This window comes from Salinivibrio sharmensis, assembly GCF_001995985.1.
In the GTDB taxonomy this organism is placed as follows: Bacteria; Pseudomonadota; Gammaproteobacteria; order Enterobacterales; family Vibrionaceae; genus Salinivibrio; species Salinivibrio sharmensis.
This window is the reverse complement of sequence record NZ_MUFC01000004.1, coordinates 79,963-100,785: the sequence shown is the minus strand read 5'-3', so window position 1 is coordinate 100,785 and position 20,823 is coordinate 79,963. Positions and strand designations below refer to the sequence as shown.

The following is a 20,823-nucleotide window of genomic DNA, read 5'->3' as shown; positions in this document are numbered from 1 at the left end:
CCATGCCATCTCACGACGTCAATGCAGTATAGTGGCAAGTTTCTATGTATTACTGTACTTGAATCTATCTTTACACTCCGCCAAATACTTGAAAGGAAAAGGTTTTACTGTCGCTAACTTATTACGGATGAAATAGCTTTGAGTCAGTGTTAAACAAACTTGTTTTAAGTCTTCTGGGCCTTCTAGATATCTCAAGTGGTTGAACTGACCTCGATGAAATTTGAACCCTCCTTTTTCAATGCCCACAAAATAAGCAGAATGGTCAGCGTCATAGAAGTGTCCGGTTAAAGCTTCTAGGTATTCGTTGTGTTCACCTTTTATCGAATAATTGAGCATGATGCCTGTTTGCTCAAAGTAACCGTCAACCAATGCTTTCTCTGCGGTTGATCGGTATCCAATCTTGGCAATTTTAAGCTCTTGTTTGTCAAACTCTTCATGCAAAGGGTGCGTGTTTAGCATTGATACTAGCTTGTCGTAAACGGGATCTTGCTTATAGGCACCATCAGCAAGAAAATGTTCGATAAACACACGACTTATGCCCTGTTGGTTGCTTCTCTTTAGATGTTCCAATACTTCAAAAAGCCGTGCCGCATCGGGAATCGCCGCAATTTCCTCATGCACGATGGTGCAGATGCGAGGGGATTGCTGTCCCATGTCGATCACATAACTGAGCGTTTCAAAATAACGTTTTTTCTCAGGCAGTTCGATACCAAGGTCATCAAAGTAAAACGCATCTTGTTGTTCATACTGAAAACATCCGTTGCGACATTTTAAGATATGAAAGATTGGATCCTTATTGCCGTATGGGGGATCTTCTCTCTCTACAAACCAATAGACCCCTTGCAACTCTTGAATGAAGAACTGCTGCGCTAAGCACTCTTGCTTAATAGCCATTTCTTTGACTAGCGCATCAATGATCGGGCTCAGTGCATTACCTTTCGTTTTGTTTCGTACCGAAGTAATTGTGACGTTGTAGATACTTTGCGTCACTCTATGTTCGGAATAGAAACTTGCTTTGGGATCAGATCGCCCTGCTTTGTCGTAGTCTTCGGGACTGTCTAAAACCACGAGTAAAGGTTTGCTCGCATCAATGCTCGCTTCAGAATCCAAGAATTCAATCTTTACCGGCCATCGCTGCTGTTTCAGTCTCTCAAACCCTTCCTCTTTCAATGATGCATTTACCACTTGTAAACCACCATGATTATCAATCACTTGATAAATGCGTTGATACACGTTTTCCACATCACACTTTTTATAGTGCTTGCGCCAAGTTGCCTTAATAGACTTTAGCTGCATCGACAAGCAGCCAGAGAAATGATGATTCATCAGGTCAACAAAGTGATAAAGAGCCCCCGTTTTTGTTTTTTTCAGTGATATCAGCTCTTTACCAGATATATCGATGGCATTGGTGGTAAATTTGCCTTTTCCTGGGCTGTGAACAATCAGATTTCCTTTCGGATTGCGTCGCAAAAGCCCAGTTTCCATGTCAAATTCAAACTTAGGTAGTTTTTCAATGGTGTTTGCGCGCTTGTGCGCCGTTTCTATTGGCGAGAATGTGGTTCCATCCATGGAGATGAATAACGCGTTAAAACGCACACTTTCTTTAAGATCAAACTTGATACATTTGTACACGGTATGCTCAAAGAACTTCTCCGGCTCTACAAAGAGAAACGTTTCCCCAAGCCCTGAAAAAAACTCACTCGACGCCACTTTCCCAAGGGCTCGCACAAACAGGCGCCCTAACAATAGAGGCGAACAGTCTTCAAACGCCACACGCTCAAAGCCAATATCGGCCGACTCCGGCTTGGTTTTATCGTGTTGATCGCGAAGTATCCAGTAGTAACCTGAGTGTTTAATGAGCGCTTTGGGCTTAGCCACTCGTTCAACAAGACTCAGTTGATGTGCATAACCAGTACTTCCAACCCTCTTATCCAATGAGGCTTTGTAGATTACGTACTTTTGATTCAACGCATCAAAATCAAAGGTTAGGTTAATCAGTGTGGTTAAACTTCGACTCATCGGCTTCACTCCGCAAACTGGTTTAATAATTCGAGTAGTTGATTCATGGGAGGAACATTGTTCGTACCCGACTCTCGGTCAATGATCCCAGGAATTTCAATCACGTCCGCGATATTTGGAATAACATGCTCAACAAATGGTTTATCCTCACTCTCGTATTGGCGCGAATTGATCCCGCCTGCACCACTCCATATAGTATTGATATACAAAGCTTGCAGATGCTTATTTACAAACTCGTCGGGTGGGTTTTTCCTAATTTGCTGCAGCTTGACCTGGCATTTATCTAAAGTGTTGTCGTGAACCAAACATCCGAGCTCTAAGTCCCAATGCTTAACATCAACCAACAAAATTCGATTGCCGAGTGCAATGTAGCTATCGAACCACTCTACGCATCCACTTGGCATGGCATGCAATGGATAACCAAATGCCATCAGGATCGCACTTACCGCTTCTTCGCCAAGTGCTCCCATGTAGAGATCAAACATTGCTGGCGCTAATACAAACTGAGCCTTACCAAAGGTGGTGGCAAAACCATTGGCGTCGAAATGCGCCGACACCAATGAGTTCTTCATCAGCAAAGGAAGCCGAGCTGCCGCCTCCGATACTTCGCGTAACCCAGATTCATCCGCTGGATTAATAAAAATTTCAGTGATGCCTTTCTCTTCAGAATAATCAATTTGATAGTGATACTGGCCGAGTGGGTGCTGAACATCGATGTAGTAACGAACTTCCTCTCCCATTGGCGAAGATGGCAGAGTCGGTTTTGTCAGCATCCATTGACGCAACCTTTCGTACTGGCCAATCGAATTTTCATTCTGGTGTTCATAAACGCTGGTCACAAGCCTTTGTATATGGGCATAGTTTCTTGAGGCCCGGGGGTGATAGGACATTTGCTGCTTTTGGTGCTCTTTGGCTTGATAGTGCAGCTTAATCTCCGTCACCAATGCTTGGTATTCGTGAGAAAGGAAAGAAAGATTGCGATTGTCTTTTGCCAGGGTTTCCACAAAATCAGCAACTGCGTCATACATAATGGTGATTTGATTTTGCTTCCACTCGGTACGACACATACGGCCCAGCGCTTGTTCGATAAAACGATAAACAGCATATCGATAATCTTCGCTCTTTTTATAACTTGAGATCAGAGATCTAATGGCGGAATTATTCACGCGCGCAGAAATGAGAGGTTTGAGCTTCGATTTAGCTTCGTTGGCGGCCATAATGCCCTTTTCATGCAGCATAAAGGTATCGTGAATACTCTTTTTGATGGCTAGATCGCGCTCATCCACCGCCAAGTCGTCGCTAATTAAACGACCAATCAATGTCGTCGGTTGCTCAAGATAAATAGAGTCAATATCGGTTTTATGCTGGAATGGTTTAATGCCCTCAGGGCCTACGTAAGTTAATGTATGATTATCTCTCATCGTGTATGAGGGCGATAATCCCGCCCCCGTCGCCTGGTAGTTAGTGATCACGACGACTTTTTGAGTTGTGGTCTCCAATCGTTTTAAGATCGCTTGGAATTGGTCATTTCTAAATGAAGCGGCATTAATATTTTCAAAAATAGTCACATTGTACTTCTCACCCACCCGCTTCATGAAATCCATGAACTCATGATTCCTATAGCTTTTGTTGATCATGCAAAAATGGTATCGGTTGCTTGGATGCAAAGAGAACTGACGGATTGACTCGACTAGCTTATTGGCTCTCTTAATAGAGTACGGTAAGCCTTGAGTGTCCGTGCTTAAAAGCTTACACAGTTCATTCTCAAGTAGCACTGAATGCAACTTTGTTCTTTTGAATTCTTGATAAAGCGCTTCTACACCGCCCCAATCCACACGCTCGGAAATGCCCTTAACACTAATCAGAATCTGGTTTTCTGCATATCTACGTTTTGCATAGTACTCTGCTTGTATCGCCGCTTTCTGAGCGGAATTGAGACGTACTAAACGGTCAGAAAGCACTTCACTGAGATAGTCGAGATCAAAATTATGAATTGCCGTGCGGCTGGTAGCCGTTGCACTAACACCGAGGACTTTTGCCCCAGCTAGCACCCAATGAGCGAGTAAGCCTGTCGATGTTAATGCCAAATCAAATGTAGACGCCTTGGCGGTATTGTCGGTGTCGCTGTATTTAGCAATATTAGCAATTTCGTAGCCGCTGTCGTGAAAGCTATATGCACGATGCTCATTTTGTACTTTAAAGCTCAATCTGGCCGCAATTAACGACATAATATTTGGCGTCAGATCCACCAGCCCAAGGTGGTTGAGGATTTTCTCTACCAGATTTTCTGTGGTGTAAGTTCTTGAGTCTTCAAATTTCGCCAAGTTCTTTTTCAGCTGAAGAATGGCACTGAGCATGCCATTGCAAAAGCTCCGAACAAGCCGGGCACTATTGTTAACGAATTGTATTGCACTTTCGCTACCTTCCGAACCAATCTCATGACTGCCTAACTCATGATTAATCTTTGACTTTAACGCTTCGTGCTCAAAGTTAATGGTATGAATAGACATACGGTCGGAAAGGAGTGTGAATACTCGGTTTTGGTTTTCGCTGCCCTGTTGAATCGTTGCAGTGGTGATAAACGGTCGGTAGTTGATATGCCATTTATCTTTATGATCAGCGAGCGCATGCCGGAAACGATTAAAACACTGATCGACATTCCTAAATTCTGGCGAGCCGTGAATTTTGAAGCTGTCAAAACTCGCGTAAATTTTTCGGGTTAAGTCGATAATGTCGTAATCAGTGACGGTATTGATTAAGTGGTTTAGAAATTCACTTTGCTGACGGTCAAACTCATCTAGGATCAATAGTGAGTTATCAAGAAAATCGCTAACTCTGTAGCTTTTATTAAGGCTATGCCAAGGGTAGAGCAACTTGGATGTGGTTAAAAAGAGTACCTGTGTTTTTTCCTGGTCAACCCTTCGTGCCGGGAATATTCGGTCAAGAACATCATTCAATTCGACATCTTTGGTCGCTTTACCTTGCAAATATGTCTTGAGCATAGAGAAGATTTTGCTGTGTTGAGCACGCAGCTCCTCATCAAATACCAACGTGTTACTGCTGCTTTTTGCCTGTTCTAATAGAGTGACCTTATCGCGTATCTTTTGGATCGCTTTTCGTTGTTGTACGTCGAGCTGCCCGAATATCGTTGCCCAATCCTGCTCTGATAACGCGGCAATGGCTGTATCTTGAGATGGGATCCAAATGATGTTGCGTTTCAGCTCTAGTTTTTGTTTATCACTTAATTCCGCCTTATCGTCAACACGCTCAAGTAACGCGTCATACGCTTCTTTCACGTTAACTCTTAAGTTGGTCGCATAAATGAGTGTTAGCTTCGAATCCGCAATAAGGTGCGCTAGCTGAAGCTCGGTGGCTTGATAGGTCTTCCCTAGGCCGGTCTGGGCATCGATAATTGCCAAAAAGCCGTCTTTTGACTGACAGGTTTCGGGTCCTGCCATTTCGAGGTAAGTTTCAAACAATGCACTCATTATCTTAGCTCCGATATTATTTCAACCCTGCCAGCAGCCTGCTCAGTTGACGAAAAAACGCCCAAAAAATACTATGTCGTCAGTAAAGACAGGTAAATACTGAATACATAAACATGTCGAGTAACTGGACAGGAGTTAAGTAATGAAGAAATGGCCAATCCGGTGGGATTTACTCTTGCGATACCGGATGATTGAGATCGTTGCACTCTGGGAGGGAAGGTTAACCACCAATCACTTGATACAAAGTTTTGGTATCGGGCGACAACAAGCGTCCAAAGATATTAATTCCTATCTAGCCGATATCGCACCGGGTAACCTTGTTTACGATAAGCATTTAAAGGGTTATAAACCCAATGAGAGCTTTACTCCCAAGTTGACTTCCGGTCATGCCGACGAGTATCTTCACATCCTTTCCCGCCGCGACGACATCACCGTGACATTTGATGACCTTGACATGGGGTTTGAACATACAGCAATGATCCGTCCGGTAACACGTAATATTGCTCCTGAAGTATTGCGGCCTCTCGTTCAAGCCATTAGGGATAAAAAACGTGTCGATATTTGCTACACATCCTTAAAAGATGGTGAATTCGTCGAAAGGATTATTTCGCCTCATACGCTGGTTTGTACCCCGTTACGCTGGCATGTTCGCGCCTATTGTGAGTATGCAAGAGACTATCGTGATTTTGTATTGAGTCGCATCCATGGCATCCCAGACATCAATGATAATGCTGCCCAGGGCAAACAAGAGGATACGCTTTGGAATACGAACGCAGTTATCGAACTGACCCCGGACACGCGTCTTAGCGATAAGCAAAAAGCGGTGATAGAAAAAGATTACGGCATGGTCAACGGCACCCTGAGAATCCCCACTAATGCCTCTCTCGTTCATTACCTTTTAATTGCGTATAACATCGATATACACATGCAAAAATACAACCCCCAAGGGCAGCAGATTGTGGTGGGCAATATGGATGAATTGATGCCGTATCTGGCTTATTAAACAAGCCAGATATCGCGCTAATAAGAATGACTGAGATAACTCATAGTTGGGTCGGTCAATCCAGTAAGTCAAAAACTCAATAGTCTATTACCCAGTCCACGCTTCCGCGTGGGAACGAGTGGTGCATCGGCTACAGTATGCATTCCCACGCAGGAGCGTGGGAACGAGTTAAAACCCCTAATCCTCTAACTGCGAAAACTTGATGATCTCGTGAGATTGCTCAAGCGTTTGTGCCAGGTGTCGGATATGGGCGGGGGTGATTTCGCAGCAGCCGCCGACCACCAGGGCACCGTCGGCAATCCATTGTTGTACGCGTTCGGTATGGACTAACGGTGAGAGATCTTCCCGCGCTTGCAGGGCATCGGCTTTGCTGCCTTTGGCCATGTCTTCCACCGATTTAAACGCGTTGGCATAGCCACCGACAATGTCGGCCTGGGTCGCCATTTTTGGCATCGCCGTGGTAAGCACTTCTGGGTCGCAGCAATTAAGCATCACTGCTGTCGGTGCATATTCAGTGACCGCGTGCATAGCTTGCTCTAGCGACTCGCCAGAGCGGAGTGCGCCATTAGGCTCTAACCGAAACGCCACCCCAAACGGTTTGCCTTGTTCACGGGCGGCGGCGCACGCTGCACGCGCTTCAAGGGTGTTGGTCATGGTTTCAATTAAAAACACATCCACGTGAGGCTGTAGGCGGGCGATATGAGAAAACTCGGCTTTCATATCGTCAAAGCTGCGTTGCGGCTGGCCGAGGTAACTGCCCACCAGCGGCGGTAAACAGCCGGCAATATCGACATCGGCACCTGTCTCATCCACGGCTTGCTGCAGCGCCTCAAACGCTTTTTGGTAAATAATGTCTATTTTGTCGCTCAATCCCGCTTTGGCCAGACGCGTGGGGGTCGCTGGGTAGGTATTCAGGGTATGCGTTTTCGCACCGGCCCGAATAAAGTCTTTGTGCACGTCTTTAACAATATTGGCATGTTTTAACATCACCGCGACCGACCAAAGCTTCGAGCTCACATCCGGCCCACGTTGATAAATTTCTTGCCCTAGGCCGCCATCGAGTAACGCTATCGATGTCATGGTAACTTCAGCCTCCTTCGGCCATTTATCCTTAGTTTAGCTTGAGGTTACCATGTGCTTATCGATTTAACACCCCGTTGTTACGCTACCTCTTCACTGCCTTCAATCGCGAGATGTTCAAGCTTATCAATCACCGTCATGCTGGCGCTTTCCATCTCTTTTAATGCAGTGACCATTTGCTCGGGTTGCTGAGCATGAAACGCTGCCACCGCTGCTTTCGCGTGGGTATGCACTTGCTCGTGAGGCGCGGCAATGGCTTTAAAGTTTTGTAACTGGGCGAAGTACTGTCGTCCCTCGCCGCGGTCGTACCACTGACCTAAACGGCACTGGGTATGGTCGGTCACTTCGTTGGCGCTCATGTTATCTTCGCCGAGCACCACGCGATAAATCGCAAATTTAAAGCTAATATGGTCAAGTTTCGCCAGTTCACAAAAAGCACGCAGCGCAGAGGCTTTAATAGTGGTACGGCTATGCTGTGCTTGCTCACTCTGCGTGGCCATCGCATCGGCCACCTGTTGGCCTTGCTCGCTATATTCGATCGCGTCACTGGCAAGCTGATCGGTGAGTGTGCAAGCATGCCCACTCCCAGCACGAATTTTCTCCACCAGCTGGGTAATATCTTGGGTGGCACTGGCTGTGCGTTCCGCCAAGCTACGCACTTCATCGGCGACCACCGCAAACCCTCGACCCTGCTCACCGGCACGTGCCGCTTCAATCGCTGCGTTTAACGCTAAAAGATTGGTTTGATCGGCGACATCGCGAATTAAATTCACAATGCCACTCACCTCTTGGGCATGTTGATCGAGCGAACGAATCGCTTCTGACGATTGCTGACATTGCGCGGATAAGGACTGCACGTGACGCGCAAGATCATTGACTTGCTCGGCACACGACGCCGCCTGATGGCTCACGTCCGTTACCCGTTCTTTTTCACCGTTGATGGTGTCTGCCAAGGTGGCCAGAGAAGATTGTGTCGCATTGATTGAGTCACCGAAGTGGCATAAGTTGGCATCAATCGCTTTCCCCGTTTGGCGTTTTTTCTCTACGGTGGCTAACTCTTCCTGCAATGCCTCTTTCTCTGCATTCAGCGCGTCGATGGTATGGTTAATCTGCTCAATTTTTTGCTGCAGAGCGACTTGTTTTTGCTGCTCTTGTTCAAGTTGACGACGAGATGTAAACACGCTGACTCCCAATCAAGTCATTAAGCTTTTGATAATATTTTAGCGCTTAATATTGGCTTTGTATGACGAGCGGAACGAAATGTGATCCATTTTGCGCCAGTCGTTTGATTTACACTGTAAACCGATAATAATTCCCGCCATACTGGCGTCTCTACAGAAAATGAGCGAAACACTATGACCTTTTGGTTGCTTTTTAAACGTTGGATTATCAGTCACTTTGCCCATTTAAACGGGCGTATTTTGGGATTGGTGGTTCTCGGTTACGGCGTGATTGGCTGGCTGATGTTGCATTGGGCGGGTGAAACCGAGATGACCCAGTCACTCGGTCGCTATATCTATTACTTAATGGTCACAGCGTCCACCGTCGGCTATGGCGATTATTCGCCAGCGACAGAAGCAGGACAGTGGATTACCGCCTTTTGGATTATTCCTGGCGGGCTAGGGCTATTTGCCATTGTGATTGGGCATGTAACCAGTGCGTTGGTCGATTATTGGCGACGTGGATTACAAGGAAAACGGAGTCTTACAGTGAAAAATCATATTCTGGTGTTGGGGTGGAATGGTCAACGCACTATCCAGCTCATTCGCCTACTACAAAGCGGTGTGCATGGCGATCGCCCGATTGTGCTTTGCGTGCGTCCCGAAATGGAAAACCCGCTCCCCGGCGAGGTGGAATTTGTGCGTGTTACCAGCTTTACCGATGCCGAGGGCATTGCCCGTGCAGGTATTGATAGTGCCGCGAGTATTATTATCGATAACCCAGAAGACGATATTACCCTGTCAGCGGCCCTGTTCTGCGCGCACAAAAACCCGTCCGCGCATCTGCTCGCGTATTTTCAAGATGATGCACTCAGCCAAATATTAAAACAGCACTATCCACACGCCGAGTGTGTGCCATCTGTATCGGTGGAAATGCTGGCGAAAGCCGCTGTTGATCCGGGCTCCAGCCAGCTGCATCACGAGCTATTAAGCACCGCACAAGGGATGACACAGTATTGCGCGCGTTACCCCACCGATGCGAGCGCCACGGACGTCGGCACCTTGTTTAATCAATTAAAGCATGAATACGATGCGACCTTAATTGGTCTCGACAAAGGTGAAGGTATTACCCTTAACCCCAACCTTAAAACAGACGTCGCCCCCGGCGATCGCGTGTTCTACATTGCTGCCGAGCGTTTACCGCATTGGTCTGCGGCGTGATTCGGACACCATTTATCACACGCGACACTGGCTGTTAGCCTTTCCCGAGCAGTCCGCCGCTTCACTTTAGCAGCGGCGGACTCGCTTTACGTGCCCTATTCGTGAAAAAACGGCCTATTCGACCGAGGCTTCTTGTGCAATGTGATGACGCGCTTCGACTGGGTAGGCGTAAAAATGATGCACAGGCCCCGCGCCTCTTCCCACCTTTAACTGCTGACTATGCGCCAAGGCCTCGGTGAGATAATGCTTCGCCGCGCGCCCCGCTTCAATGGGCGTCATTCCCTGCGCGTAGTAAGAGGCCATCGCCGCAGACAGTGTACAGCCTGTGCCGTGCGTATTAACCGTTTCAACCCGACGGGCGCTCAAGGTTTGGCAAGTATCTCGGCTAATCCACACATCCACACTTTCAGGAACGTGGTGTAAATGGCCACCTTTTAGCATCACATAAGGACAGCCGAGCCGACGTAGGGCGGGGACTAACGCATGCATTTGCTCAATGGAGGTAGGGACAGGCTGACCGGTTAATCGCGCCGCCTCCGGCAAGTTGGGGGTGAGCACGGTTGCGCGTGGGATCAGCGCTTCAATCAACGCCGTCATGGCCTGCTCGTCGAGCAAAGAATCGCCGCTGGTGGCCACCATCACGGGATCTAAAATCACCGGTAAGTGTGGCGATCGCGCTAACACGGCGGCTACTTCGCGAATAATCGCTTGGTTGGCGAGCATGCCGATTTTAATCGCACGCACCGGCATATCGTACAACACCGCATCTAATTGGGCGCGGACAAAATCGGGCTCAACCGCCGAAACGGCCTCAACGCCACAGGTGTTTTGCGCGGTCAGCGCGGTGATCACCGAGCACGCATAGCCGCCGGTCGCTGAAATCGCTTTAATATCGGCTTGAATGCCCGCGCCGCCACCGCTGTCTGAGCCGGCGATGGTGAGAATAACAGGTGGAGATAGGTTCATATTGGCCCCTTAATCATCAGGGGCGGAAGGAGACAAAGCGAGCTAGAATGCGCCACTTCGTGTGCTGAACGTGTCAGTTCCCTCCGCCAGTGCTAACTGGATCAGGTTCTACGGGTCCTGCTTTCGCAGTCTCAGCAATCACTTGCTCCCCGACTAACTGTGTTCAGGATATTAACCCCACAAGCAAAGCGCAAGCGCATTATTCGCCGCTGGAGCCTTTTTCGAGGTTCGAGTAGGATAAGTAATGCGTAAAATACGCGCGACAAAAAATGTGCAAACAGGAGTCCCTATGAAGCTATCGTTATTGCTTGTGATCACCACCTTATTTGCTGCCGGCTGCTCAAACACCTGGGAAGGAGTAAAAGAAGACTCATCAAAAGTGTGGGAGGACACCAAAGAAACCGTCCATGAAGCCACTGAATGATTCAGAGTGACCTCGGTGCGGGCCAAATCTAGCGCACCGAGGCGTCATTTAATGCGCGGTAGGCGAGATCTCGGCGTTCATCGCGTGTCTACCTTGCGATAAAATGTGCTCAAAGTCGGTTATAGCAAGCGGCTTTGCATATAAAAAGCCCTGTACTTGGTCGCAGCCAATCGTCTGCAGCACCTGCTGCTGGCTGACTTTTTCCACCCCTTCGGCGACCACGCCATGACCAAACCCATGCGCCAAATCAATCACGCTACCCACCAAGTGTTTGTCACTGGCGTTAGTGGCTAGGTCTTGAATAAAACTGCGGTCGAGTTTAACCCAATCAACGGGTAACTGTTTAAGGTAACTCAATGAGCTGTAACCAGTGCCAAAGTCATCCAACGCGATATGCATACCAGCCTCCCGCAATTGTTGTAGCTCTCGCAATGCCACCGAGATTTGCTGGATCAGTGCCGATTCCGTGACTTCCAATTGAATAATGGCCGGCGGGATATTTGTCGCATGGCAGCGAGCCAGCACACTCTCGGCAAAACCATGACGGAGCTGCTGGGCAGACACATTTACCGACAAATGAAAGCACTCGTCAACCAGGGCGCGAGCCCGCCATTGCGCCACCGCCTCCAGTGCCATCATTAACACTTTATCGCCAAGTTGCATCATATCGGCACTGCGCTCAGCGATGGGAATAAATTCGGCGGGGCTTATCGCCCCGAGCGTTGGGTGTTGCCAGCGCAGTAATGCTTCGGCCCCCACCAGCAGCCCCCCATCAAGTCGCCACTTAGGTTGATAGACTAAGGATAGATGGTTACTTTGCAAGGCAGCGCCAAGCTCAGTACGGATCAAATGCTCACGCTGGGCTTTATTATCGAGTTCAGGTTGATACTCAGCCACAGGCTGCTCATTGGTTGGAATGGCTAAAATCGCTTGGCGAAAAAGCTGGGCGACATCCTCGTTTTCAGAATGGGCGCGGCTGATCCCAATATGGCAATGTAAGAACATTAACCGCCCTTCTAACGTGTGGTGCCCATTGATCAATCGGTGAATCCTCGCCGCTTTTTGCGCCGCATCGTCACCCTCGCCTTCAATCAGCATCACTAGTCTCGAGCTATCCCATACTCCCACTCGATGCGAGCGCGCTACCGTACTGTTCGCCAGCAGCTCCGCAATGTGTTTATACAGGGCCTCTGTCATTAAGTGCCCTTGGTGCTGGGTCACCGCCTCCATCCCATCAAGCGCAATCATGAGCACAGTGACGGAGCCTCGCATTAATTGTCGTTCCGCTGCATCTAACAAGGCTCGACGATTGGGGAGCCCTGTCAATGGGTGGGTAAGAGAAAGGGCGCGTAACGTGGAGGTTTGTTTGTTCACCAACATTTGCAAACGCGCAGCTTGGTCACGTTCTTTCAATGTTTTAAGCTGTAGCTGCAGTAGGTTGTGAATACGCTGAAGCACTTCGTCATAATCAAACGGCTTGCTGATGTAATCAATCGCTCCGCGGCACAAGGCTTGGTTACGCAAATTCAGATCGTTATCTGCAGTCAGCACCATAACCGGCGGGCAATGCTCACCGAGGGCATGGTTAAGATCGTCCAATACCATAAGTCCTGAGCGCTGCGGCATACGCATATCAAGCAAGATAAGATCGGGCACCGGCGACAAGTGATCGTGCACCGCACAGGGGTCCGTTAACCCAATCAGGTGCATGTACCCCGCTTGGTCAAGCATCGCGGTAAGTAAGTCAATGTTTTCCCGCCGATCGTCAATGATCAAAATAGTCGCTTGTGATGGTGACTTTATCATTCCTTGTCCTCCAGTAACGATTGAATAGCCGCGGCAAGATCGGATGACGATACGGGCTGATGTAGTCGTATGTGTTGTGTGGCGGCGCTGCTATGCGCTTGCCCTTCCACCTCAAGGATGATCAGCGGTTTATTCTCCACCAAGCACGTCCAGTGTGCGGGCATTCGCGCTAAATCATTGCCATTAATGATAAAAAGTGATGGGGAGAGCGTATGTGTCATCGCCTCAGCCAACGAAAAATCGTGCGCATGGTGCAAGGTCAACAGCGGCCAGTCCTCAAAGCAATCAGAGACTAGCCGTTGCTGGTGACTACCTTGGTCAATATAAAGCACTCGGTGTGGCTGGGTGAGGCGTATATTCGCATCAGACGCTTCTGCAATCTCGGTCTTAGAGGGCTGTGGCTTCGCGCGATAAGGGAAGGTCACCGAGAAAGCACTACCCTTGCCCTGTTGACTCGCGACCCTGATCTCACCTTGCATTTGAGACACCAGTTGATACGTGACGGCCAACCCAACCCCCGCACCTTCTATCAATGAGTCTTCTGCCACTAAACGGTTAAAGGGCTCGAACAGGCCGTCGAGCTGGTCGTCGGCAATGCCAATGCCGGTATCATTCACCGTCATGGTCAGATTGCCGTGATGCGCGTGCGCATCCACCCAAACCCTGCCGTGTGGATGGTTATATTTCACTGCATTGCTGAGTAAGTTAATCAAGATTTGCTTAAACCGCGTTGGATCCACATAAAGGTCACCCTCTTGCTCCGCGGGCAAGCAATTTTTCAAGCTAACGTTCTGTCGCTCCGCCAGCGGAGATAAGGTTTGAATGGCATCATTGATCAATGCGCTAACGGGGTACCAGGTGAGATGAAGTACTGTTTGTCCGGCCTCAATTTTGGCCAGATCGAGCACGTCATTGATCAGTGCCAGCAAATGACGACCACTTTGGTGGATTTGTTCAACATACTGGTGCTGACTGTCTGAAAGGGTTGGATCGGGCGATTTAAGCAATAACTGCGCGTAACCCAACACACTGTTTAAAGGCGTACGTAACTCGTGACTCATGGCTGATAGGAAGTCACTTTTTGCTTGGTTGGCACGCTCGGCCTCTTGCATCGCTCGTAAGAGTGTGGTGGCGTCATAAGCCACAGTGACAATGGCGTAAGGCTCACCGGCGAGGTGGTGGATCAGGGTTTTCGCCAGCTTAAAGGTGCGACCATCGCGCAGTGTCACATCTATGTGGACGGGCTCACCGTCGACCGTTAATTGGTGATCGAGGGCGTTGAGGGTATCACGCATGCCGTCAGGGAGTGCTCGACCAAATGCGTCGGCCAGTTGGCTTACATGATCAACGCCCACCGCTTGTAAACAGGCGCGGTTTGCCAAGGCATACTGACCACCTAATTCTCTGACAAACACCGGATTACCGATGGCATCGATGATCGTTTTTAGCCGATTTCGCTCGTGCTGAACAGTGGCTTGGGCATGAGTGAGTGCGCTTAAATCCGACATAATGCCGATAAACTCTCGTCGTTCATCGATCCACACTTCGCTCACCGCCAAATGGATTGGGATCAGGCGCCCATCACGGTGCCGCGCGCTCACACGCCGCCCTGTGCCAATCACATTGGGTTCGCCGGTGACCAGGTACTTCTTTAAGTACTGGCCATGTTTGCCCTGATGTTCAGGGGGCATTAAACACTCAACATCCTGACCAACTAACTGGTTTTGCGCGTAGCCAAGTAGCGTGTGCGTGAAAGGGTTAGCATCAAGGATGATGCCTTGGTCATCAATGACTAAAATGGCGGCGGCCGCACTGTCAACCAGCGCTTTGTAGTGAGCCTGCGAGCCGCGTGCACACCTACCATCCATGGTTGATTGCTCGTTCATTTTTCCCGCCTCAAACAAAAAACGCCCCATCGATTGGGGCGCTCTACCACGTACCTTGTTCGGTGTTATCGTGGTTACTTTTTGTAATTTTTGACCAAAGCATCCACCTTCTTCAGGAACTGCTCTTTCAGGTTTTCATGCTCATAGTCGAGATCATAGGTATTGTGGAACCCCACACGCAACTGTACCCCATTACCCGCTAAATAAATGGTATAGCCGTCATAATCTGAGAAAGCGTCAATGCCATCTAGGCGGTGTCCATCTTCAATTTCTTCACCATACTCTGTCACTATCTCAAAGGCGCGAAGTAGGTGGGTCGGATTGAGTTCGTTTTTCACGCTTCCCTCCTGGCAGTGTTAGCGAAACTGTGCCCCACCTCCCGGTCGTGATCCACGACCATAAAGTGGGCCGGCCAATACCGGTGGCGTGGTCAACACATGCCCTGACACCTCAATCCGGCTTGGCTTAGAAATAATATTGGGCAAGGTTGCCAATGTATCAAGGGTGGTGTCTGGTCCCGTTTTTTGGATCGCTGTGCCATAATTATAGCCATAATCGACACACACGACAGGAGAGCCCGCCGCCCTTGCCGCATGGACATCATTCACCGCATCGCCAACCACCAGCAATTCTGATGGCGGAACCGCTAAAATCGCCGCCGACTCAAAAATACTATCAGGATCCGGCTTTCCGGCCGCGATTGCATCCGTTCCTAAGATACGGGTAAAAAAGTGGCTGACTCCAAGCGCTCTAAGAAGGCTGTTCGCATGCGCCGTTTGCATGTCCGTGGTACATATCATGGGGAACTGGCGCTGAGAGAGTCCTTCAAGACAAGCAAGCACCCCCGGATAGAGTCGAGTTTTTGGCGGTTTCTTGCCTAGGTATGAGGATAGGAACAACGCACGGGCTTGATTCAACACTGTGGTGGAAACCCGTCCATCGATGTGTCGCGTGAGCACCCGATGGATCAATAAATCCGCACCATCACCAATCCAGTCTCGAATCGCACTGGGCTCTTCCTCCGGCAAATTCAATCCTCGCAACATGCCGAGGACAGCGTCATAAAGATCATCAAAAGGGTCTACGATCGTGCCGTCTAAGTCAAAGCATATCGCAGAGATATTCTCCAATTTTTTCATGGAACGCCTCCACAATCAGTGTGTTATCGCCAGAAAGGAAAGGGAACAGTGGATCGGACTTGCTATCCAACGAGTCTTTGAAAGTTAGCAGAGAACCAGAACGTGTCCTACCAAAACAACAGGCAGAATGTATCGAATCACAGAGACAAAATTGCATAACTGACCGATTGCCCCCAAAGTTCAGAGGCGAATCAAGCCCCTAACCATACCGTGATCAATTTCACATTTATATATCTTCGCACTCACCGATACCGACCTTAACCCTGTATAAAAAACCGTCACATTTTTGACGGGATGACAGAGCCCTGCGATCGAAAACATCGATTTGTAACAAAAATGAAACCTGAATAGGCACAGATTGTCATCGATGCACTCTACCCTGTCTCTCTCGATAGTGAGACTCGATGTATTCTTTATATGCGGTATTTTTCCTCACAGCCTCTATGGCGTTACCTAACGGTTATTATGATTGCGCTGATCGCAGGTTGGTCAGTCTATACCTTGGAAAACCAGCGTCAGCAAAGCCGATTTTCTATCGATGTTGAAAAGCAGCGTCACGCACTCAGTAGAGCGTTTTCTCAGCTCTATGAGCTACAACTATCGGCGCAGCTCTATCTGCAACAAGAAGGCGGCCCGACACGTGATAAATTCCATGCCTTTATTGATAACCATACCCAAAAGCGCTCAGGGCTTGATAGCGTCATGTGGCTACCTCGGGTCAATCGCGCTGAGTTAAAACAGTTTGCCGTGCAACACGGGCCCTATCACCCCTTTCCGCCACTCAACAACCACGCCTGCCAGTGGGTAATGCGGGGTGATACGTTTCCCGCGCTTTATCTATCCCCGAAAGCGGCCGAAGAAGGGTATTTAGGCTGGCGCGCGGATGCGCAGTGCGAGAACACAGTGACCATGGAGCGCGCCTATTTTAAGCGTCAGCCCGTCGCGCGATTAATTCACGACGAGCAAGGCCATGGTGTGCGATGGTTTGCCGCAATCACAGGACGACAAGGGCAGTTAGCAGGCTTTCTCGCCACCACACTTTATTTTGATACCTTTCTACCATCGCTATGGCAAGGTGACACTCCCGCGCCTGATATAGGGCTAATCGCCCGTGAAGCCTTTGGCCATCAGCAAATGTTTGCCACCCACTCTTTATCGGCGTTGAATAGATGGCGAAATACTCATTCGCCCGATATCACTGTTCCGATTGCCGGCAGCGAAGAAGGGTTAGTGGTTAGATTCACCCATCTGCGCGGCTTACACACGGGGCTACTCTATGGAGTGCTGGTTGGACTATTGGTGCTGTCACTCGGCTTATCGGTTCTTGCCAGTTTTTGGTCTTACGCCAATCGACTGTCATTGGCACAACACTTAGTCAACAAGCAGACCCGCCAGCTCACCCACCAAGCACAGCACGACAGTTTAACGGGGCTGGCAAACCGAGCGGCGCTCGACAATGCCTTAGAGGGGGCACTCCAGCAAGTGAGCGCCCAGTACAGCGAGCATTTTACCTTGCTGTTTATCGATCTCGATCGGTTTAAAGTGGTTAACGACTCTCTCGGTCATGTGACGGGAGACAAGCTTCTCAAGCAGGTAGCCAAACGCCTGATCCAATCCGTCAGTGGCGAGCGCGTGTTTCGCTTTGGTGGCGACGAATTCATCGTTTTGCTTAAAGCCGACAGTTCACTGGCATTGGCACAAACCAAAGCCAAGCACCTGCTTCAAGCGCTTAGCACACCTTACAAGGTGGACGAGCATATGATTAACTTGTCCGCCAGCATTGGCATTGCATCGGTTAATAAGGCCAATGCATCGGTGACGGATATTATTCAGCAGGCGGATATTGCCATGTATCACGCCAAGCAAACCCGTGATCGACTCGCGATTTTCCAACCGGCCATGCTTGCCAAAGTTCAGCAGCGCTTTATCGTTGAACAAGACTTAAAGAAAGGGCTGGCTAATCAGCAGTTCCATCTCGTGTTTCAACCTATTTTCGATGGTGAACAAGAAACACTCAGCCACGCAGAAGCACTGCTCCGGTGGCAACACCCGACATTAGGGTGGATCTCTCCCGCAGAGTTCATCCCAATCGCAGAAGAAACAGGCTATATCATTGAGCTGGGCGACTGGGTGCTTGAACAAGTTGCCGACGTACTGGATAGCTGGCATACCCGATTCCCTGCCAATCAATGCCCTTCTATCACCGTGAATGTGTCTGCCAAGCAGTGTCAGTCAGCCACCTTCGCTGATGACGTTGCCTCGCTGATCGCCAGACACCAGTTTGCGCCTCAGTGTTTAGGGTTAGAGATGACGGAGACAGCCTTACTTGAACACTCACAAACAGTGGGAAAGAACTTACGTCAGCTTCACGCACTGGGAATAAAACTGTATCTCGATGACTTTGGCACCGGATATTCATCCCTCTCTCTGCTGCGCCAATACCCCTTTAGCGTGATTAAGATGGATCGCAGTTTTATTATGGATATTGATCAGCCTAACGGTAAAGCGGCGCCCCTTTGTCGAGGAATGATTGCCATGGCACATGCTGTCGGTCTAACCGTGGTAGCAGAAGGCGTCGAGACCAAGCAGCAGCTGTGCTGGCTGCGCCAACACCAATGTGACTACTTGCAAGGATATGTGCTCTCTCGCCCGATTGAGCGGACAGCACTGGAAGATTGGTTGCTGCCGAAATCACACCAGCGAATGGTCTTGGTGCATGGTTGAGGCGACAGCGGCCAGGGTGTCGGCGGACGAGGGACCGTTTTGACGCACTGGCGCCGCTTGCTGCAACCACTCATCACGCAATATCCCATAGCGGAGTGAGTCATAATACTCACCTTGATAGTAGCGGACGGCGCGTAAGCGCCCTTCCTCGCGCATCCCTAGTGCTTTGGCACAGCGCATCATCCCTGGATTACCTGACCAGGTCGTTAAGCCAATTCGGTTTACCTGATGACGAACAAAGAGTTGATCTATCCAATGTGTCAGTGCTTGTCGACCAACCCCTTTCCCCCAATAGCTGGGCTCAAAAATGGTGATCCCCACTTCTAACCACCGAGTGCGCTTGTCTTCCCAATACAAGGTGACATAGCCGACAGGCACATTGTCCACACAAATCACTTGCGCCGTATCACCTGCTATAAACCGCCGGAACAGGCCGAAGCGAAAGGACCAAAACGAAACAGGCTCAATGGGTGTGTAAGGCGCATCATACTGTTTCCAGGCACGAGAGTAGTAAATATTGCGCCAAAAATAGCGGGCTTCGTTTCGTCTAGCTGCTCTCAGACTAACGACTAAGCGTTTAGTTACATCCACGTCCATGTCGGGTTACTGTTCTCTCTTTACCAGATGATGGGTGACGACTCTGTCCCTTCACAGCGACCTCTTGTCGGTGTCACCCACAAAGGCACCCAGTCTAACTCAATTAACCACCACATTAGCGACCTCCGTCAAAGAACCCGTTTTATTGAGTGTAGACGGTTACGCCAAAGACCGACGTCTTGATTGTTGTGAGATGACCACACCGAGCATCACAAATCCACCGCCCAATAAGTGGTACTGAGTGAGTGTTTCCCCCAGTACAATAACGGCGATAACAGCCGTCATCACTGGCAGGAGGTTCATGTACATCGCCGTTCGACTCGCCCCATTGAGCGCGATAGCATGTAGCCAAATCGCAGGCGCCAGCACTGACGCACCTAAGGCGGCAAACCCCACCAACGGATATGCATCATTGGGGATCGTTGGACTGGGCGCCATCCACAGAACGGGCAACAACATCATCACGGCAAATACAGCTTGTACATACACAGAGACCCAATTGGACAGCGTCATCGACCAACGTTTAAGTAAAACGCAATACAGTGCATACGAGGACGCACATACGAGCATTAGCCCGTCTCCTACCGACGCGCCAGCGTGAAAAAGAGAAAGCGGTTTGCCCAGCGTTAGCATATACACCAAGCCAGCGAAGGATAACACGGCCCCTATTACAGCCCGCGTCGTTAGTGGTTGCCCGAGTGTGGGTACACTGATCAACAAACTTAACATCGGCACCAATGACATAATCAGTGCCATATTGGTTGCCGTGGTGGTTTGTGCCGCGAAGTAAGCAACGGATTGATTGGTTACCATCCCTAATAGTGCTAGCACCGCCAAACGCGGCGCTAATCGGCCAACGGCACGTCGTTGACGCCACACGGTGGGTAGACAAAAGGGCGTTAACACTAAAATGGCAAAAAACCAACGATAGAATGCCATTGCACCAGGTGCAATCACAGTCACCGACATCTTGTTGACAATGGTATTGATCGCCCAAATGAACACTGCCGCTAACGGCAATAAAAATGGCATGGCTGCCTCACAAACTCATATAAAGTATCGAAAAAACAACCAGTTTACACTGTAAACCAGCAATTAAAATCTAAGCGAAGCGCCAACCATAACAAACAGAGGGTTAACACGTTAGCGAATGAGGAAAGAAAGAGAGAAAAAAGCGGGCAAAGCCCGCTCGGCAAGAAATTAGCCAAATGATGCCATCAAGGCATCCAATAGGACAAAGGTATCGAGAGACAGTCTACATCGCTGATGCGTGGCGATGTCATTGCCAGGTCAACAACCTGCAAAAACCG

15 protein-coding genes and 1 riboswitch are annotated in these 20,823 nt (G+C 49.3%); of the genes, 4 read left to right on the top strand and 11 right to left on the bottom strand.

The features are described 5' to 3' along the window. Positions 1 to 42: 42 nt before the first annotated feature. Both BZG74_RS05365 and BZG74_RS05360 read right to left on the bottom strand, forming a co-directional pair. Positions 43 to 2,019: a hypothetical protein gene (locus BZG74_RS05365; protein ID WP_077771676.1), complete on the bottom strand. Its 1,977-nt coding sequence runs from the start codon at positions 2,017 to 2,019 to the stop codon at positions 43 to 45. Positions 2,020 to 2,024: 5 nt separating this feature from the next. Further along, positions 2,025 to 5,507, bottom strand: a complete 3,483-nt coding sequence (locus tag BZG74_RS05360; protein WP_077771675.1) for a hypothetical protein — start codon at positions 5,505 to 5,507, stop codon at positions 2,025 to 2,027. A gap of 142 nt (positions 5,508 to 5,649) precedes the next feature. Here BZG74_RS05360 and BZG74_RS05355 point away from each other — a divergent pair, with 142 nt between their 5' ends. Next, positions 5,650 to 6,510 carry a helix-turn-helix transcriptional regulator gene (locus BZG74_RS05355; RefSeq protein WP_077771674.1) on the top strand — a complete coding sequence of 287 codons (861 nt, stop codon included), beginning with the start codon at positions 5,650 to 5,652 and terminating at the stop codon, positions 6,508 to 6,510. A gap of 177 nt (positions 6,511 to 6,687) precedes the next feature. Here BZG74_RS05355 and BZG74_RS05350 read toward each other — a convergent pair whose 3' ends face one another. Beyond that, a complete protein-coding gene (locus BZG74_RS05350; RefSeq protein WP_077771673.1) occupies positions 6,688 to 7,590 on the bottom strand; it encodes a homocysteine S-methyltransferase family protein in 903 nt (300 codons plus the stop codon). Positions 7,591 to 7,670: 80 nt separating this feature from the next. Beyond that, on the bottom strand, positions 7,671 to 8,771 hold the full coding sequence (locus BZG74_RS15930; RefSeq protein ID WP_316243042.1) for a methyl-accepting chemotaxis protein: 1,101 nt from the start codon (positions 8,769 to 8,771) through the stop codon (positions 7,671 to 7,673). Positions 8,772 to 8,945: 174 nt separating this feature from the next. On the opposite strand from BZG74_RS15930, the gene BZG74_RS05340 reads away from it, so the two are divergent. Beyond that, complete coding sequence (locus BZG74_RS05340) at positions 8,946 to 9,971, top strand: potassium channel protein (protein WP_077771671.1); 1,026 nt, start codon at positions 8,946 to 8,948, stop codon at positions 9,969 to 9,971. 114 nt (positions 9,972 to 10,085) lie between these two features. On the opposite strand, the gene thiD is transcribed toward BZG74_RS05340, so the two are convergent. Beyond that, positions 10,086 to 10,937, bottom strand: coding sequence for a bifunctional hydroxymethylpyrimidine kinase/phosphomethylpyrimidine kinase (gene thiD, locus BZG74_RS05335; protein WP_077771670.1), 852 nt, complete (start codon positions 10,935 to 10,937; stop codon positions 10,086 to 10,088). 61 nt (positions 10,938 to 10,998) lie between these two features. Continuing rightward, positions 10,999 to 11,099, bottom strand: a riboswitch (TPP riboswitch). 127 nt (positions 11,100 to 11,226) lie between these two features. Between thiD and BZG74_RS05330 the strand changes: the two genes are divergently transcribed. Continuing rightward, positions 11,227 to 11,361 carry an entericidin EcnAB gene (locus BZG74_RS05330; protein ID WP_077771669.1) on the top strand — a complete coding sequence of 45 codons (135 nt, stop codon included), beginning with the start codon at positions 11,227 to 11,229 and terminating at the stop codon, positions 11,359 to 11,361. Between the two features lie 48 nt (positions 11,362 to 11,409). On the opposite strand, the gene BZG74_RS05325 is transcribed toward BZG74_RS05330, so the two are convergent. From BZG74_RS05325 to BZG74_RS05310, 4 genes are all read right to left on the bottom strand, one after another. Then, positions 11,410 to 13,167, bottom strand: coding sequence for a putative bifunctional diguanylate cyclase/phosphodiesterase (locus BZG74_RS05325; RefSeq protein WP_077771668.1), 1,758 nt, complete (start codon positions 13,165 to 13,167; stop codon positions 11,410 to 11,412). Continuing rightward, on the bottom strand, positions 13,164 to 15,053 hold the full coding sequence (locus BZG74_RS05320; RefSeq protein WP_162274003.1) for a sensor histidine kinase: 1,890 nt from the start codon (positions 15,051 to 15,053) through the stop codon (positions 13,164 to 13,166). The genes BZG74_RS05325 and BZG74_RS05320 overlap by 4 nt, the downstream gene beginning before the upstream one ends. 74 nt (positions 15,054 to 15,127) lie before the next feature. Then, positions 15,128 to 15,391, bottom strand: coding sequence for a DUF3081 domain-containing protein (locus tag BZG74_RS05315; protein WP_074214461.1), 264 nt, complete (start codon positions 15,389 to 15,391; stop codon positions 15,128 to 15,130). An 18-nt stretch (positions 15,392 to 15,409) separates the two neighbouring features. Then, positions 15,410 to 16,192 (bottom strand): HAD-IA family hydrolase, encoded by a 783-nt coding sequence (locus tag BZG74_RS05310; protein ID WP_077771666.1) that lies wholly within the window; start codon positions 16,190 to 16,192, stop codon positions 15,410 to 15,412. Between the two features lie 465 nt (positions 16,193 to 16,657). Between BZG74_RS05310 and BZG74_RS05305 the strand changes: the two genes are divergently transcribed. Continuing rightward, positions 16,658 to 18,916: a bifunctional diguanylate cyclase/phosphodiesterase gene (locus BZG74_RS05305; protein ID WP_162274002.1), complete on the top strand. Its 2,259-nt coding sequence runs from the start codon at positions 16,658 to 16,660 to the stop codon at positions 18,914 to 18,916. Here BZG74_RS05305 and BZG74_RS05300 read toward each other — a convergent pair. Beyond that, entirely contained in the window at positions 18,884 to 19,513 is a 630-nt protein-coding gene (locus tag BZG74_RS05300) for a GNAT family N-acetyltransferase (RefSeq protein WP_077771664.1), read from the bottom strand. The genes BZG74_RS05305 and BZG74_RS05300 overlap by 33 nt on opposite strands. A 159-nt stretch (positions 19,514 to 19,672) precedes the next feature. Further along, positions 19,673 to 20,545 (bottom strand): DMT family transporter, encoded by an 873-nt coding sequence (locus BZG74_RS05295; RefSeq protein WP_077771663.1) that lies wholly within the window; start codon positions 20,543 to 20,545, stop codon positions 19,673 to 19,675. Positions 20,546 to 20,823 lie beyond the last annotated feature (278 nt).